General features: G+C 46.2%; 11 protein-coding genes and 1 pseudogene. 7 read left to right on the top strand and 5 right to left on the bottom strand.

Features of this window, described 5'->3' with window-relative positions:
- Window positions 1–151 precede the first annotated feature (151 nt).
- Window positions 152–1,045: a LysR family transcriptional regulator gene (locus tag QTN95_RS04445; RefSeq protein WP_331416496.1), complete on the top strand. Its 894-nt coding sequence runs from the start codon at window positions 152–154 to the stop codon at window positions 1,043–1,045.
- 3 nt (window positions 1,046–1,048) lie between these two features.
- On the top strand, window positions 1,049–1,393 hold the full coding sequence (locus tag QTN95_RS04440; protein ID WP_138970437.1) for a ribosome recycling factor family protein: 345 nt from the start codon (window positions 1,049–1,051) through the stop codon (window positions 1,391–1,393).
- Between the two features lie 68 nt (window positions 1,394–1,461).
- Here the strand turns inward: QTN95_RS04440 and galM are convergent, their stop codons facing one another.
- The 4 genes from galM to galE all read right to left on the bottom strand — a co-directional run bounded on the left by galM (window position 1,462) and on the right by galE (window position 5,884).
- On the bottom strand, window positions 1,462–2,526 hold the full coding sequence (gene galM, locus QTN95_RS04435; protein ID WP_331416495.1) for a galactose-1-epimerase: 1,065 nt from the start codon (window positions 2,524–2,526) through the stop codon (window positions 1,462–1,464).
- Between the two features lie 9 nt (window positions 2,527–2,535).
- The gene (gene galK, locus QTN95_RS04430; RefSeq protein WP_331416494.1) at window positions 2,536–3,696 is read right to left on the bottom strand and encodes a galactokinase; all 1,161 of its coding nucleotides are present in this window, start codon (window positions 3,694–3,696) and stop codon (window positions 2,536–2,538) included.
- 70 nt (window positions 3,697–3,766) lie between these two features.
- Window positions 3,767–4,822: a UDP-glucose--hexose-1-phosphate uridylyltransferase gene (locus tag QTN95_RS04425; RefSeq protein ID WP_331416493.1), complete on the bottom strand. Its 1,056-nt coding sequence runs from the start codon at window positions 4,820–4,822 to the stop codon at window positions 3,767–3,769.
- 45 nt (window positions 4,823–4,867) lie between these two features.
- Window positions 4,868–5,884, bottom strand: coding sequence for a UDP-glucose 4-epimerase GalE (galE, locus tag QTN95_RS04420; RefSeq protein WP_331416492.1), 1,017 nt, complete (start codon window positions 5,882–5,884; stop codon window positions 4,868–4,870).
- Between the two features lie 364 nt (window positions 5,885–6,248).
- On the opposite strand from galE, the gene ebgR reads away from it, so the two are divergent.
- The 5 genes and pseudogenes from ebgR to QTN95_RS04395 form a co-directional block, all read left to right on the top strand.
- Window positions 6,249–7,232, top strand: a complete 984-nt coding sequence (gene ebgR / locus QTN95_RS04415) for a transcriptional regulator EbgR (RefSeq protein ID WP_331416491.1) — start codon at window positions 6,249–6,251, stop codon at window positions 7,230–7,232.
- A 356-nt stretch (window positions 7,233–7,588) separates the two neighbouring features.
- Window positions 7,589–10,693: a beta-galactosidase subunit alpha gene (gene ebgA / locus QTN95_RS04410; RefSeq protein WP_331416490.1), complete on the top strand. Its 3,105-nt coding sequence runs from the start codon at window positions 7,589–7,591 to the stop codon at window positions 10,691–10,693.
- A 3-nt stretch (window positions 10,694–10,696) separates the two neighbouring features.
- Window positions 10,697–11,149, top strand: a complete 453-nt coding sequence (locus QTN95_RS04405; RefSeq protein ID WP_331416489.1) for a beta-galactosidase subunit beta — start codon at window positions 10,697–10,699, stop codon at window positions 11,147–11,149.
- Window positions 11,150–11,246: 97 nt separating this feature from the next.
- A complete protein-coding gene (locus QTN95_RS04400) occupies window positions 11,247–12,680 on the top strand; it encodes an amino acid permease (protein WP_331416488.1) in 1,434 nt (477 codons plus the stop codon).
- 331 nt (window positions 12,681–13,011) lie between these two features.
- A pseudogene (locus QTN95_RS04395) lies at window positions 13,012–13,131 on the top strand (DMT family transporter); the annotation flags it as partial.
- A 192-nt stretch (window positions 13,132–13,323) separates the two neighbouring features.
- Here the strand turns inward: QTN95_RS04395 and QTN95_RS04390 are convergent.
- Complete coding sequence (locus QTN95_RS04390) at window positions 13,324–15,438, bottom strand: alpha-galactosidase (protein WP_331416487.1); 2,115 nt, start codon at window positions 15,436–15,438, stop codon at window positions 13,324–13,326.

Raw genomic sequence — 15,438 nt, 5'->3', positions numbered from 1 at the left:
CTGTTCTGGATTCAGTATACTGCCAGCCAGCAGGACGATTAAGACCATAAAGACGAAAAGATAATTCGGTATAACGCACAATTAACTTACTTTAATTTTCTATATTGAACGATATAATCAACAGCAGATTTCGAATTATAGGTTTGTGTTGATGCATAAAATGCACAAGCGTTTCGAGCGCTACGCACTATTTGGCGAGGTAGCCAAACAACTTAGCTTTTCTAAAGCCGCAGATAATCTCGGCATTTCGAGGAGCTATCTCTCATCGCAAATACTCCAGCTAGAGCAGGAGCTAGAAACCAGCTTATTAATCCGCTCTACGCGCAGTGTTCGCTTAACAGCCGCAGGGGAAAAGATTCTAGCAAAAATGCAAGGTATCAATGCGTCAATCCTTGAGTTAGAAAAGGAACTCGATCACACCAAGAGTACCGTCGGCGGACTGCTACGAATTACCGCCCCCACCATTTTCAGCCACCGCTTTCTGATCGAGATTTGCCATCAATTTCAACTGCTGCACCCTGACATCGAATTTGACTTAGACATTGGCTATACCAGAGAAGACCTCACCAAAAGCAACTTCGACCTAGCCATCCGTGCGACCAATACCCCACCAGAGAATATGGTGGCGAAAAAACTGATGCCGTACCAACACATTTGCTGTGCCTCACCAGACTATTTGGCTCAAAACGGCATCCCGACTCATCCGCAAGATCTCACTAAACACAACTGTTTATCTGATCCAAATCTACGTAAATGGCCATTTTCCACAAACGATAATCAGATGATTGAAGTGGCAACAGATGGCGATATGCTCATCAACGATAACCTTCTACTGCTTGATGCGGCGTTGAAAGGCAAAGGTGTGATCAAGATGCCCTGTTATTTAGTCAAGCCCGCGCTGGATAGCGGCAAACTGTTGCAAGTCTTACCTGACTATGTAATGACTCAAAGCAACATCTACCTGATCTTCCCTCCTCAGCTTCGTCGTAGCACCAAGCTGTCAGCCTTCATCGATTTTGTCCAACATTGGTTTGAGGAACTCTAAGGCATGTTGTCCATCACTCTCAACAGTTTCGTCCACCGAGTTGCTGACAAAACAGCGGTGATCAAGTGTGCCAACCAGCATGGTTGTCAGTTAAAGCGAATTCGACGTTCAAGGCATTGGCAGTTGAGCGGACACGAACAGCAATTGCGCTCATTGATAGAAACTCTAAAAGATGAGGATCAACAGTGGATAGTTGCAGCGATTGGCAAATCCTTGCCCGAACCTGACGTCGATTTGTCTCAAATACTGCTCAGCAATCCCGCCATGACCGTTAGTCAACTCGTGCAAGAAACAGGTTGCTCGATGAGTGAAGCTCGCGTTGCAATTGACCAGCATGAAGGATTCTAAACGGCGTAGCTGACGCTTCCTTAAATAATAAAAAGCCAGTCGTGTGACTGGCTTTTTCAATCTGGCGATTATCGCGAGCGGGAAAATTGGAATGTCGTTTGATAACGATATTCCTCTCCCGGACGTAGAATTACACCTGACTGCGGCCATTGTGGGTGATTGGGCGAGTCCGGCAAAAACTGCGTTTCTAGGGCTAATCCCGCATAATCTGCATACTCTTTTCCCGCTCTCGCTGGCGTACCCGCTAACCAATTGCCGCAATAGAGTTGCATCGCGGGTTTGTCAGTTATCACCGAAAGAGACACTTGCTGATCCTGACTGGTCAACGTCGCTACAGGCACACTGGTATCACGTTGTGGATCAAACCAGTAGCTGTGATCATATCCCTTAGCGGCTTGTTGTTGTTCATCCGCTAATAAGTCTTGAGCGACACTTTTGACTCTACGGAAATCAAAACCAGTACCTTGGACACTGACCAAATCGTCAAGTGGGATACCATTCTCATTCGTCGGCAAGTAGTAATCTGCTTCGATTTGCAGTTGATGTGAACGGGCATCCAACTCACTCTCAGTACCATTGAGATTAAAATAAGCATGATTGGTCAAATTTATCGGCGTCGCTTTGTCACAATGAGCGATGTATTCAATATCGAATCGTCCATCATCATGGAGCTGATAGCGCAGTTGAACATCAAGATTCCCAGGGAAACCTTGATCCCCATCGGCTGAACTCAAGCCAAAAATAATGGTATTGGTTTGCTGTTCGACCACTTGCCAGCGCCGCTTATCAAAACCCGAGGTGCCACCATGCAAGCAGTTACCAGCCTGGTTCACAGACAACTGATATGACTGCCCATCAAGCGTAAAAAGCCCATTGGCAATGCGGTTCGCATAGCGGCCAACCGTTACCCCCATGTAACTAGGCTGACGCTCAAAGTCTGCCATGGTCCCTACACCTAACAAAACTTCACGTAGCTCACCACACGCCAAAGGCAAACGACAACTGAGCCATGTTGCTCCGATGTCCATCAACACAATGCGAACCCCACTCACATTGGTTAATTCAAATAACTGAGCGGGCTGACCGTCATAGGCAAGCTGCTCAGTCATGGTGCGAAAGAGAGAATTTTCCATCAACAGTCCTTAGCACATTTCAATCAGGCCGGCGCCATCTTTGGCCTGACAAACGTAGATAGACTCTTTTAATCCGGTTGCGACTTGATATTGCTCAGCAACAGCTGCTTTGACTGGCTCGACAAGTTCAGGCGGCATTACTGCAACAATACAACCACCAAAGCCGCCCCCCGTCATACGTACACCGCCTTGCTCGCCAATAACCGCTTTAACAATATCCACTAAGGTGTCAATCTCTTTGACGGTAATTTCAAAATCGTCACGCATAGAAATGTGCGATTGTGCCATTAACTGCCCCATACGCTTGAGATCGTTTGCACGCAATGCTTGAGCGGCTGCAAGTGTTCGCTCATTTTCGGTGATTACGTGACGAGCACGCTTGGCGACCACTTCATCAAGTAGATCTGCTTTCGCTTCAAACTCAGTCATAGTGACATCACGTAACGCTTTAACACCAAAGAGACTGGCCGCTTGCTCGCATTGTTGACGGCGAGTGTTGTACTCACTGTCCACCAGACCGCGTTTTTTATTGGAGTTGATGATCACGACGGACATATCAGCAGGCATAGAGACAGATTCGGTTTCCAAGCTTCGACAATCTAGCAACATTGCATGATTTTCTTTGCCTTCAGCGGAAATCATCTGATCCATAATGCCGCAATTACAGCCAACAAATTCATTTTCTGCCTGTTGACCATTGAGCGCAATCTCCGCCTGAGAAATCTCTAGCTGATAAAGCACTTTAAAAGTTTGACCTATCACGACTTCTAGCGCAGCAGAAGAACTCAAGCCCGCGCCTTGCGGTACGTTACCACTCACAGAAATATCTGCACCGCCAAACTCATAGCCTCGGGCGAGCAAGCACTTGACCACACCGCGGATGTAGTTGGCCCACATTTTATCCTTAACAAAAGTGATCTCTTGGGTGATATCAAACTCATCGGTTTGGTTTTCGTAATCAACGGCAACAACTCGCACAATACTATCGTTACGTTTCGCCGCAGCAACGACCGTTTGATAGTCGATCGCACATGGCAATACAAAACCATCGTTGTAGTCGGTGTGTTCACCAATAAGATTGACGCGCCCTGGAGCCTGAATGATATGGCTCGCTGCGTAGCCAAGTACTTGGCTAAATGATGCTTTCACACTGTTGATTAGTTCTGACATAAAGCCCTCTAGAATTCTGTTAAATTTTTCATGCCAGCGCTTGCACCGCATTGCTGGCTAAAATGGTTGGTTACTTCTGCTCTTTGTAATGAACATCACTCAAGTCACGAAGACGTTGCGCAGCTTGTTCTGCGGTGAGATCACGTTGGCTTTCGGCCAACATTTCGTAACCAACCATAAATTTTCGTACTGTGGCACTGCGCAAAAGTGGTGGATAGAACAGTGCATGAAGCTGCCAATGTTCAATATCCGTCCCCTGTTCAAAGAAGGGGGCATAATGCCAGCCCATTGAGTAAGGGAATGAGCATTGGAACAAGTTGTCATAACGGCTGGTCAACTTCTTGATCGCCACGGCAAGATCATCGCGTTGTTCGTCAGTCAATTCACTCATACGGCGAATATGCGTTTTAGGCAGTAACAGTGTTTCAAATGGCCATGCCGCCCAATATGGCACCAAAGCTACCCAATGCTCGGTTTCCACCACAACTCGTGAACCGTCTTTCAATTCAGCATTCACATAGTCCACCAGCAAATTGCTGCCGTGTTGTTGGTAGTAGGCTTTAAGATTCTGCTCTTTGCGTTCGATTTCATTCGGTAGGAAACTGTTCGCCCAAATCTGACCGTGTGGGTGAGGCTGAGAGCAGCCCATGGTTTCCCCCTTATTTTCGAATGCCTGAACCCAGATGTAGTGCTCACCTAACTCTTCGATCTGACGGTTCCAAGTATCTATCACACCGCGGATCTGAGTCACAGAGAGTTCTGGCAAGGTTTTGCTGTGATCAGGAGAAAAACAGATAACTCGACTCAGCCCTCGAACGCCTTGTGTTTTGAACAATGGATTGTCTGATTCAGGTGCATCTGGTGAATCTGGCATTAATGCAGCAAAGTCATTACTAAACACATAAGTGCCCTGATAATCTGGGTTCACATCCCCCGAAATACGTTGGTTTGTTGGACATAGAAAACAATCTGCTTGATATTCAGGTAGTTCATCTACAGCCGCTTTCTCATCAGCGCCACTCCAAGGTCGCTTAGCTCGATGTGGCGATACAAGAATCCACTGCCCAGTTAATGGGTTGAATCGGCGGTGTGGATGATCCACAGGGTTAAACTCAATCTTCGACATCGTACTTACTCAACTACTTAAACTATTTTCAAATCAAATATGGTGTTAGGCGGAATAACCCTGAGGGTTGTTTGACTGCCAATTCCAAGTATCAGCTGTCATTTCATCGATACTGCGCAGCGCGCGCCATCCCAACTCTTTTTCAGCCTTTTCAGTGCTTGCCCAGCACTCAGCAATATCACCAGCTCTACGAGGGCATATTTGGTAAGGAACGGCATGTCCACAGGCACGACTAAACGCCTCCACCATCTGCAATACACTCGATCCTTTCCCCGTGCCTAGGTTGTAGACATGCAAACCATGTTGACTCCCCACAGAGTTCAGTGCCGCGATATGCCCGTCAGCGAGATCCATGACATGTATATAGTCGCGGATACCGGTACCATCTTGTGTAGGATAATCGTCACCAAAAATAGACAAGCGCTCACGTCTCCCAACAGCAACCTGAGCAATGAATGGCATCAAGTTATTTGGAATACCTTGGGGATCTTCCCCCATCGTTCCAGAAGGGTGTGCTCCAACAGGATTAAAGTAGCGTAACAACGTGATGCTCCAGTCCTGCTCAGCAGCAAACAGATCACTGAGGCACTGTTCAACCATATATTTGCTGCGACCATAAGGGTTTGTCGTCGCTCCAGTTGGCGACTCTTCGGTGATAGGAACTTGTTGAGGATCGCCATAAACAGTGGCAGAAGAGCTGAAAACAAGGCTTTTGACACCCGCTTTACGCATCGAACGAGCAAGAACCACTGTGCCATTAACATTGTTGTCATAGTATTCGAGGGGCTTTTCAACAGATTCACCAACCGCTTTTAGCCCAGCAAAGTGGATCACCGACGTGATGTCATGTTTCGAAAATACAGAATCGAGAAATGCTTCATCACGGATGTCACCCAGATAAAACGTCGGTGTTTTACCAGTCAGAGCATCGATACGAGTAAGCACCTCTTCTTTGGCGTTGCAAAGATTATCTACAATAATGGGTTCAATACCTGCTTCAATCATCTGCACACAAGTATGACTGCCTATGTATCCCATACCGCCGGTAACAAGAACTTTCACTATTCGATCTCCATCAATCGGTGAGCAATACCATGCTCAAATCTCTTCGATGGCAAAAGTCTATCAATCAACGACGTCCAAGATCCGTGATCAATTTCGCGTTATGTAAACGTTTCCATAAAATTAGCCATAAATGACCTTCAAGATTAGTGTGATAAATGGTTTAGTTAATCAAAGTTGATGACCGATTGGCCTTAGTAAACAGATTACCGTTGAAGCTTTTTCCATTCAGCATTCGAATAGATAATAATGTTTGCTATTTTTTACTAAAAATCGGTACTTGATCGGTGTGATTGTTTACAATACTTGGCATAGTTAGATTGCCTACGTAAGCGCAACAAGTAATAAAGGGACGTAATAATTAATGGCAACATTGAAAGATATTGCGACGGAAGCGGGGGTTTCCTTAGCTACCGTATCAAGGGTACTTAACGACGATCCAACATTAAGTGTTAAGGAAGAGACTAAGCACCGCATTTTTGAGATCGCAGAAAAGCTAGAGTATAAAACCAGTAGCTCCAAGAAAGCGGCGCTAGCTAGAAAACAAAATCATCACTTTATGGCGGTATACAACTACCCTCAGGAAGCGGAAGTCAACGACCCCTATTACCTTTCTATCCGCCACGGCATCGAAACTCAATGCGATAAACTAAACATTGAGCTAACAAATTGTTATAACAATGAAATTGTCGCAGCAAGCAATAAGATAACGGGTGTTCTTTTGGTTGGACGAAGCAATCCGAACACCTTAGCCCAGTTGACTAAGATGACTGACAATATTTGCTATGTCGACTTCAGTGACTGTGACTCTGAATTCGATTCTGTCGACATTGACCTCAAACGAATCAGCAAACAAATCACCGATTTTTTCATCGACCAGGGCTTTAAACGTATTGGTTTTATTGGGGGGCAGGATAAACCCAATTGTGCCGACATTCGTGAAATTGCCTTCGCTGAATATGGGCAACTTAAAGGCGTAGTGTCACTTGATGATATCTATCGTGGCGAGTTCACCAGCTCATCTGGCTATAAGCTTGCTAAAGAAATGCTGGCAAAACCGGACTTCCCTAGAGCGTTATTTATTGCCTCGGATTCAATTGCGATTGGGGTGTTAAGAGCCATTCATGAGCACGGGCTTAATATCCCTGAAGACATTTCGCTTATTAGTGTGAACGATATTCCTACCGCAAAGTTTACGTTCCCATCCCTGTCTACGGTGCGAATTCACTCAGAGATGATGGGCATTCAAGGCGTTAACCTTCTCATTGAAAAAGTTCGTGATGGTCGCGCCCTACCATTACAGGTTTATGTTCCGAGCAAGCTAAAACTAAGAGGCACCACTCAATGACTCCAGAGCAGTGGCTAGCCATTCTCACTCCGCATCTTGAACAACGATTCAAATAAAATCAATCAAACAGCATCTCTAAGGCACTGAATTTAAGTGCCTTTTTTATTATTTAAAACTCAAACCCATGCAGCTACTCCCCCCTCACCCAGCAATAAGATGTGGTTAAACATTATTCTTTAATCGTGATCACAGCTTTCACCTACCGACTCGAATAAATCGTGATCCAGTTAAAGTAAAACGTTTTCACCAATTTATTTTAGTAAAAGTTTTACTAAAATCTTTCCCATAAGCTCACTGAGCATTTTTTAACAGAACGTCGGCAGTCATCAGACGCTTTAAGCCGAGGGAGAGCAATCGTGAACAATTGGGAAAACTTCCTACACCTACATGAGAACCGCATGGCACCACGTGCCTATTTTTTCTCATACGATTCCGTCAACAGCGCACAAACTTTTCAACGCGAGCTCAGCAACCACTTTATGCTGCTAAGCGGACAGTGGCGTTTTAACTACTTCACAAACCCGCTCTTGGTTCCTGAGGAGTTTTACACTGACAAGATGGAACAGTGGGGCCAGATTACGGTTCCAAATATGTGGCAAATGGAAGGCCATGGCGATCTTCAATACACTGATGAAGGTTTTCCTTTCCCAATTGATGTTCCTTTTGTGCCAAGCGATAACCCAACTGGCGCTTATCAGCGTAATTTCACTCTGAGCGAGAGTTGGAATGATCAACAAACCATCATCAAATTTGATGGTGTGGAAACCTACTTTGAAGTCTATGTAAATGGTCAATATGTCGGTTTTAGCAAAGGGAGCAGACTTACCGCCGAATTCGACATTTCAAAATACGTAGTACAAGGCGATAACCTTCTGTCAGTGCGCGTGATGCAGTGGGCTGACTCTACCTACATCGAAGATCAGGATATGTGGTGGACCGCCGGCATCTTCCGTGATGTTTACCTTGTGGGTAGACCACAAACCCATGTGCAAGATTTTACCGTCCGCACTGACTTTGCCGACGACTACGTCGCAGCAACGCTCTCTTGTCAGGTGGAACTTGAGAACCTTAGTAACCAGCAAGCGCATGGCTACTCACTAGACTACGCTCTGATGGATAAAGGTCAGGTTATTGCTCAAGGCTCATGCAGTAACCTGACTATCGACCAATCTGCTCAGGCTCGCTTTAACATCGAAATGACCCATCCAGTTCACTGGACCGCTGAAAATCCTTACCTTTATCAACTTCTGATCACTCTGCGTGATAATCAAGGCAACATCTTGGAAGTGATCCCACAACGAGTTGGCTTCCGTGACATTAAGGTGCGTGATGGCCTGTTTTACATCAACAATCAATATGTAATGCTCCACGGGGTTAACCGTCACGACAACGATCATCTAAAGGGTCGCGCTGTGGGAATGGATCGCGTCGAGAAAGACATCGTGTTGATGAAGCAACACAATATTAACTCTGTGCGTACAGCTCACTACCCTAATGACCCTCGCTTCTATGAACTGTGTGATATCTATGGTCTGTTCGTTATGGCGGAAACCGATGTAGAAACTCATGGTTTTGCCAACGTGGGAGATTTGAGCCGAATCACGAATGATGCCGCGTGGGAAGCTGTGTTTGTCGAGCGCGCCGAACGCCACATCCACGCACAAAAAAACCATCCATCCATCATCATGTGGTCGATGGGCAACGAATCAGGCTACGGCTGTAACATCCGCGCGATGTGCGCGGCAACCAAAGCGATTGATGACACTCGCCTCGTCCACTATGAAGAAGACCGTGACGCGGAGGTTGTTGATGTCATTTCAACCATGTACTCACGTGCACAATTGATGAACTATTTCGGCGAGTTCCCGCACGAAAAACCGCGCATCATCTGTGAATACGCCCACGCTATGGGTAATGGCCCAGGTGGTCTGACTGAATATCAAAATGTGTTCTACAAACATGATCACATCCAAGGTCATTATGTTTGGGAATGGTGTGACCATGGCATTTTAGCCCACGATGAGAAAGGTAAGTCTTTCTACAAATACGGTGGTGACTATGGCGACTACCCTAACAACTACAACTTCTGTATGGATGGTTTGATCTACCCTGACCAAACTCCAGGCCCAGGCTTAAAAGAGTACAAGCAGGTGATCGCGCCAGTAAAAATCCGCGCTATCGACCCACAAATGGGTAAGTTTACCATTGAAAACAAGCTGTGGTTCTCAGACATCAACGATTACACCATTACCGCAGATATTCGCGCCGAAGGTGAGACTTTACGCACCGTTCAATTCAAAGTAGCTGACTTAGCCGCCAACTCTGAACGAGACATTGAGATTGCGATCCCTGAATTGGATCAACGTGAAGTCTTCGTCAACTTTACCGTGCGTAAAGATAGCTGCACTCTCTACAGCGCGGCTAACCACGATATTGCGGTTTACCAATACCCAATCAAAGCAAATACGGCAACCACTACAACTTATAGTAACGCCAACGCAACCAGATTAAATATCGAGGAGAGCCGTCTTGGTTATTTGATTGAGGGCCATAACTTTGCAATTAACTTCTCGAAAGTCAATGGCAAGCTAACCTCGTGGTTGGTCAATGGTGAGGAGCTGATCAAATCTGAACCGAAGCTCAACTTCTTCAAACCAATGATCGACAACCACAAGCAAGAGCATGAAGGATTGTGGCAACCTGCCCACCTTCAAATCATGCAAGAGCACTTCCGCACCCTCAATGTTGAGCTGATTGATGGCAAAGTCGAAATCACCACGACCAGTATCATCGCGCCACCAGTATTCGATTTCGGGATGCGTTGTAGCTACCGCTACCAGATCAACGCTGAAGGACAACTCAACCTAGAACTGAGCGGCGAACGCTATGGCAATTACCCGCATGTCATTCCTGTGATCGGTTTAGATCTTGGGCTCAATGGTGAGTTCGAACAGGTCAAATACTATGGTCGTGGCCCAGAAGAAAACTACCAAGACAGCAAGCAAGCCAACATGATTGATGTTTACCAGACAACCGTCGCTGATATGTTTGAGAACTACCCATTCCCTCAAAATAACGGCAACCGTCAAAACGTTCGCTGGGCAGCTTTGACTAATCGCAATGGCACCGGTTTGTTAGTAAAGCCTCAGCAAGAGATCAACTTCAGCGCTTGGTTCTACACCAACCAAAATCTACATCAAGCTCAGCACACAATTGAGCTTGAGAAAAGTGGTTACATCACTCTGAATCTCGACCACAAATTGATGGGACTTGGTTCCAATTCTTGGGGCAGTGAAGTGCTCGATTCATACCGTGTCTACATGGATGAGTTTTGCTATGGCCTGACACTAATGCCACTGCAAGCGGGTGACTGTAACGCCCAAGCACTGGCTGCACACAACTTTGGTGACGCCTTCTTTAAGAACAAGCGTGTCACAACAACTGATATAAACGAGGCATAACCCATGATCGTGTTAGAAAGCTTAGAGCAATTCAAACAAGTGTACCGCAATGGTCGTAAATGGAACCGCTGTGTTGAGGCGATTGAAAACTGCGTCAACATCAAAGATGGCGTAATGCACTCCATTGGCGACTCACTGGTGTACATGATTGAAGATGGCATTTCACTGAACAATGACACTTTTATCGGTAACCGCCGCTACTTTGATGTGCACTACTATCTGGAAGGCAAAGAATCAGTAGAATTTGCGGATAAGTCTCAGCTACAACAGCTTGAGGCGTATAGCGATGAAACGGATCGTGAATACCTGATAGGTAAAGGGCAAGTACGTGAACTGAGCGCAGGTCAGTTGGCTATTTTTGACAATAGCCAAGGCTATTGTTTCTTAGGTGACAACCGAGTGCGCAAAGTGGTGCTGAAAGTAACCATCGAAGATGGCTACTTCCTCAACAAGTAACCAAGACATTCATACCAATAACAACGAGGGGCGATGCCTGTCGCATCAGCCTCTCGATAAAACCCTACAAACACGTGACTCTTCGGAGATATAACAAATGTCTGATACCAAACGTAACACCATAGGCAAGTTTGGCTTGCTGTCCTTAACCTTCGCTGCCGTATTCAGTTTCAACAACGTCATTAACAACAATATTGAAATCGGTCTAGCATCGGCACCAATGTTCTTCTTAGCGACCATCTTTTATTTCATCCCTTTCTGCTTAATCATCGCTGAGTTCGTTTCTCTCAACAAAGATTCAGAAGCTGGGGTTTATGCTTGGGTAAAAAGCTCACTCGGTGGTCGCTGGGCATTTATTTCTGCTTACACTTACTGGTTCGTAAACCTGTTCTTCTTTACCTCACTACTGCCACGCGTTATCGCCTACGCTTCCTATGCTTTCCTCGGCTATGAGTACATTCTGACACCATTCGCGACCACTGCTCTCAGTATGATCCTGTTTGCGTTCGCAACTTATGTGTCTACCAACGGCGCAAAAATGCTGGGGCCAATTACTTCCGTCACTTCATCATTAATGCTGTTACTGACTATCTCGTACATCTTGCTTTCTGGCGCTGCGCTACTTGGCGGCGTAGAACCGGCTGACCCAGTAACTGTTGAAGCAATGATCCCTGATTTCAGTTGGGCATTCCTTGGCATTACTACATGGATCTTTATGGCTGCGGGCGGTGCTGAGTCTGTCGCGGTTTACGTCAACGACGTTAAAGGTGGTTCTAAGTCTTTTGTAAAAGTGATCATTATTGCAGGTATCTTTATTGGTGCGCTTTACTCTGTCTCTTCTGTACTCATCAACGTATTTGTCTCTAGCTCAGAGCTAAAATACACAGGTGGCTCAGTTCAGGTATTTGAAGGGCTAGCAAGTTACTTTGGCCTACCTGAAATCCTGATGAACCGTTTCGTGGGCTTGGTTTCATTCACAGCCATGTTTGGTTCTCTACTAATGTGGACTGCAACACCTGTAAAAATCTTCTTCTCAGAAATTCCTGAAGGTATCTTTGGTAAGAAAACGGTAGAGCTTAATGAAAATGGCGTTCCAGCACGTGCAGCTTGGGTACAGTACGCCATCGTATTCCCACTAATGATTATCCCAACCTTAGGCTCAAATACAGCTCAGGATCTTATGAATACGGTGATCAATATGACCGCAGCGGCTTCAATGCTCCCACCGCTGTTCATTATGCTGGCTTACCTAAACTTGCGCCTAAAACTGGATCATCTAGAACGTGATTTCAAAATGGGTTCACGCATGACAGGAATTGCCGTGGTTTCGATTCTGATCGGTATCTTCACTGTGGGCTTCCTAGCGTCAACGTTCCCAACAGGCGCAGACATCATGACCATCATTTTCTACAACGTTGGCGGCATTGTTATCTTCCTAGGTTTTGCTTGGTGGAAGTACAGCCAATACGAAAAGTCACTCAATGATCAAGAGCGCTTACAAGAGGCCGCGCCTGCCGTTACCCTAAAATAATAATAACAACCCCTTTTGGGCACCCTAGTGGTGCCCTTTTTTGTTTTGTCTATCACTGTCAACTACGACCTTCACGAACAGAAAAGCGTCTTTTCGGATCATTTATCCAGCTCAAGACCAGATATAGTGATCAGCAAGGTGCGCGGCCGCCACTTGCTCGTTCTGTCATATCAACAATAAGGTTAATCACAATGACTAAACTCAATACCATAGCACCCGTGTTATTTCTGGTGATGTGGAGTAGTGGTGCGGTGATCGTTAAGCTCGGCTTGCAGTTCTCTTCACAGTGGAGTTTTCTAGCCCTGCGGGCTCTGATTTCTCTGCTCTCTGGATGAGCATTGTTGCCTCTGTAGGAGCCTTGCTATTGCTGATGTATATGGTCAACAAAGAGAGCTCGGACAAAGTCAGCGTATTGTTTTATGCAGTTCCGGTACTGACTTACCTATTTGATCACTTGCTGTTTGGCACGGCATTAAGCAGTACGGCCTTGTTCGGTATGGCTTTGGTGTTATCGGTGCTTGGATGGCGATTGCACTCGATGAGTGGTTCCGAGGTTTAATCATGGCGAGGCGCTGGCGTTCAAAAGTCTGGACACGCTTCACCTTGAGTTAAGTTTAAGGGCGCACAATGCGCCCTTAACTATTTATATCGCCTCAATGCTAAGCAATAAGCAAGCTTCAGGGTCAAGGATAGGCAGACTGAGACCAACTGTGGCTAACCACTCACCTTTGAGTGTAATCTCTCCCTCATGCCACCAGGTTTCACCCTCTTTCATCAACTGAGCGCTGGATTGGGGGTAATCCACCAGACGAACTATATAGCACTTTTGTGGTTCCAAATGTTCAATCAATAAAGGTTCCGGCAGGGCATAGTCTGGCATCGCTTTTTGACATACTGTAATCAGGGTTTGCTGAGCTTTTGTCACCCCATAGGCCAAACGGGTCTGGTCACTGCTGTCGAGATAAAAACTGTCACCGCTATGCAGCAGCTCTCGATACTGTTTATGCAACGCAATATACTTGGCAAAAGCCTGTTTCTCTTGTTCACTCTCTTTAACCGGGTCAAGTTCAACCCCCATATGACCATTGAGAGCTGTCAGACCGCGCAGGTTAATATCATGACAGCGTCTTGTGGTATGGCTGTGGGACGGCCCGATATGCGCCCCCATCACCTCGGGTGGAAAAAAGATCCCCATGTGCTTTTGGATAGTTTGCCGTTCAAGTGCATCGTTGCAGTCGGATGTCCAGAAACGACAGGTTCGTTTAAGGATTTCATAATCAACCCGACCACCACCTGAGCTACACGACTCAATTTCAACATTAGGATGAGCGGAAACCAGCTGGTCAATAAGTCGATACAGAGCTTTGGTCTGACCATGTACTGCTCCACTCCCCTGATGAGTCGCCTGAACCAGCTCGCGGTTCATGTCCCACTTAACATAGCCAATGTTATGCTCACTGAGCAGGGTATCCAGACTGTTAAATAAATACTGAAAACAGTCACTGTTTTGCAGATTCAGGACATATTGATAACGCCCGGTCGGCTGCTGATACCCCTCGGCTCCAAGCAACCAGTCTGGATGCTGGCGAAACAGGTCAGAATCTGGGTTAACCATCTCTGGCTCAACCCAAATACCAAACTCCATGCCCAAAGAGTTAACATGTTCAATCACTGGCTCCAGACCATTTGGGTACTTGCTTGCATCCAATATCCAGTCTCCCAATGAAGACTTGTCATTGTTGCGGCCTTTAAACCAGCCATCGTCAATGATGAAACGTTCAACCCCCATCTGAGCTGCCTGAGTCGCCATTTGGCATATATAATCAGGGTCATGGTCGAAGTAAATCCCTTCCCACGTGTTAAGGTGGACGGGGCGCAACTTGTGACTTTCAAAAGGTAAAATCTGCTGTCGAACGTAGCTATGGTTTGCTTTGCGAATACCATTGATACCTTTTGGACTATAGGTAGCCAAAAGCTCTGGAGTGGTGTAACTCTGCCCTTGTTTAAGAATCACTTCCCCGGGAATAAGCCACTCACCTGCCTGCAGTAATCGACGGCCATCACTTTTCACATCTGCGCGCCAATGATGATTACCACTCCATGCTAAATGAAATCCCCACACTTCACCGGCTTGATCAGAAAACCCTACTGTACCCAGCAGGCAACCGGGAAAGTATTCATGGGAAGTGCGACCTCGACGGTTTTCCACCAACCAGGAACCGTGGTTGATGGTCTGGCGCTGAGACTGAAACTCCCGACTCCAGCGACCATGATAACTTTCCAACTCCGAAGCTCTGAATGGTAGCGGAAGTGTCAGCGCCAGTTTGTTTAACGTGTACTCCTGTTGGCTGACGTTGCTCAGGCTCATCTGTTTACTCAACACCCCTGTACTATCGAGCTTAAGGCAGATTGTTAAGATAAGTTGGGCCAACTCATCCTGACAAACAATCTCAACCTCATTGCCAGATTGAGTGTGACTGAGATAATCAAGTCGAGGCATGCTCGCCAGACCATTGCGATGCCCTTCAATCGCCGAAGAGCCAAAACTGCCCCGCCCTAACTCAGGACAAAGAGTTAAAGGAACATCATGATCCAAACGTGCCTGAGGCACCGCACGCAACTGACTTTGTGCCAGAGAATCAAACTGCTGAGCATCTAAGCAATTAATAGACATCCCCCAATAGAGCACTTCTGGAGCAGGGCTAAGTTTGATCACCAGTGACACATTATCACTGTGTAGTTGTACGAACTGATTCAT

The organism is Vibrio sp. M260112 (assembly GCF_036533775.1).
GTDB lineage: Bacteria > Pseudomonadota > Gammaproteobacteria > Enterobacterales > Vibrionaceae > Vibrio.
This window is presented reverse-complemented; position numbering and strand designations above follow the sequence as displayed.

What these genes read in the sequence shown, in the direction of transcription:
- QTN95_RS04445 (WP_331416496.1), top strand. Translation starts at nt 152, where the DNA reads ATGCATAAAATGCACAAGCGTTTCGAGCGCTACGCACTATTTGGCGAG.
- QTN95_RS04440 (WP_138970437.1), top strand. Translation starts at nt 1,049, where the DNA reads ATGTTGTCCATCACTCTCAACAGTTTCGTCCACCGAGTTGCTGACAAA.
- galM (WP_331416495.1), bottom strand. Translation starts at nt 2,526, where the DNA reads ATGGAAAATTCTCTCTTTCGCACCATGACTGAGCAGCTTGCCTATGAC.
- galK (WP_331416494.1), bottom strand. Translation starts at nt 3,696, where the DNA reads ATGTCAGAACTAATCAACAGTGTGAAAGCATCATTTAGCCAAGTACTT.
- QTN95_RS04425 (WP_331416493.1), bottom strand. Translation starts at nt 4,822, where the DNA reads ATGTCGAAGATTGAGTTTAACCCTGTGGATCATCCACACCGCCGATTC.
- ebgR (WP_331416491.1), top strand. Translation starts at nt 6,249, where the DNA reads ATGGCAACATTGAAAGATATTGCGACGGAAGCGGGGGTTTCCTTAGCT.
- QTN95_RS04405 (WP_331416489.1), top strand. Translation starts at nt 10,697, where the DNA reads ATGATCGTGTTAGAAAGCTTAGAGCAATTCAAACAAGTGTACCGCAAT.
- QTN95_RS04400 (WP_331416488.1), top strand. Translation starts at nt 11,247, where the DNA reads ATGTCTGATACCAAACGTAACACCATAGGCAAGTTTGGCTTGCTGTCC.
- QTN95_RS04390 (WP_331416487.1), bottom strand. Translation starts at nt 15,438, where the DNA reads ATGAATCAGTTCGTACAACTACACAGTGATAATGTGTCACTGGTGATC.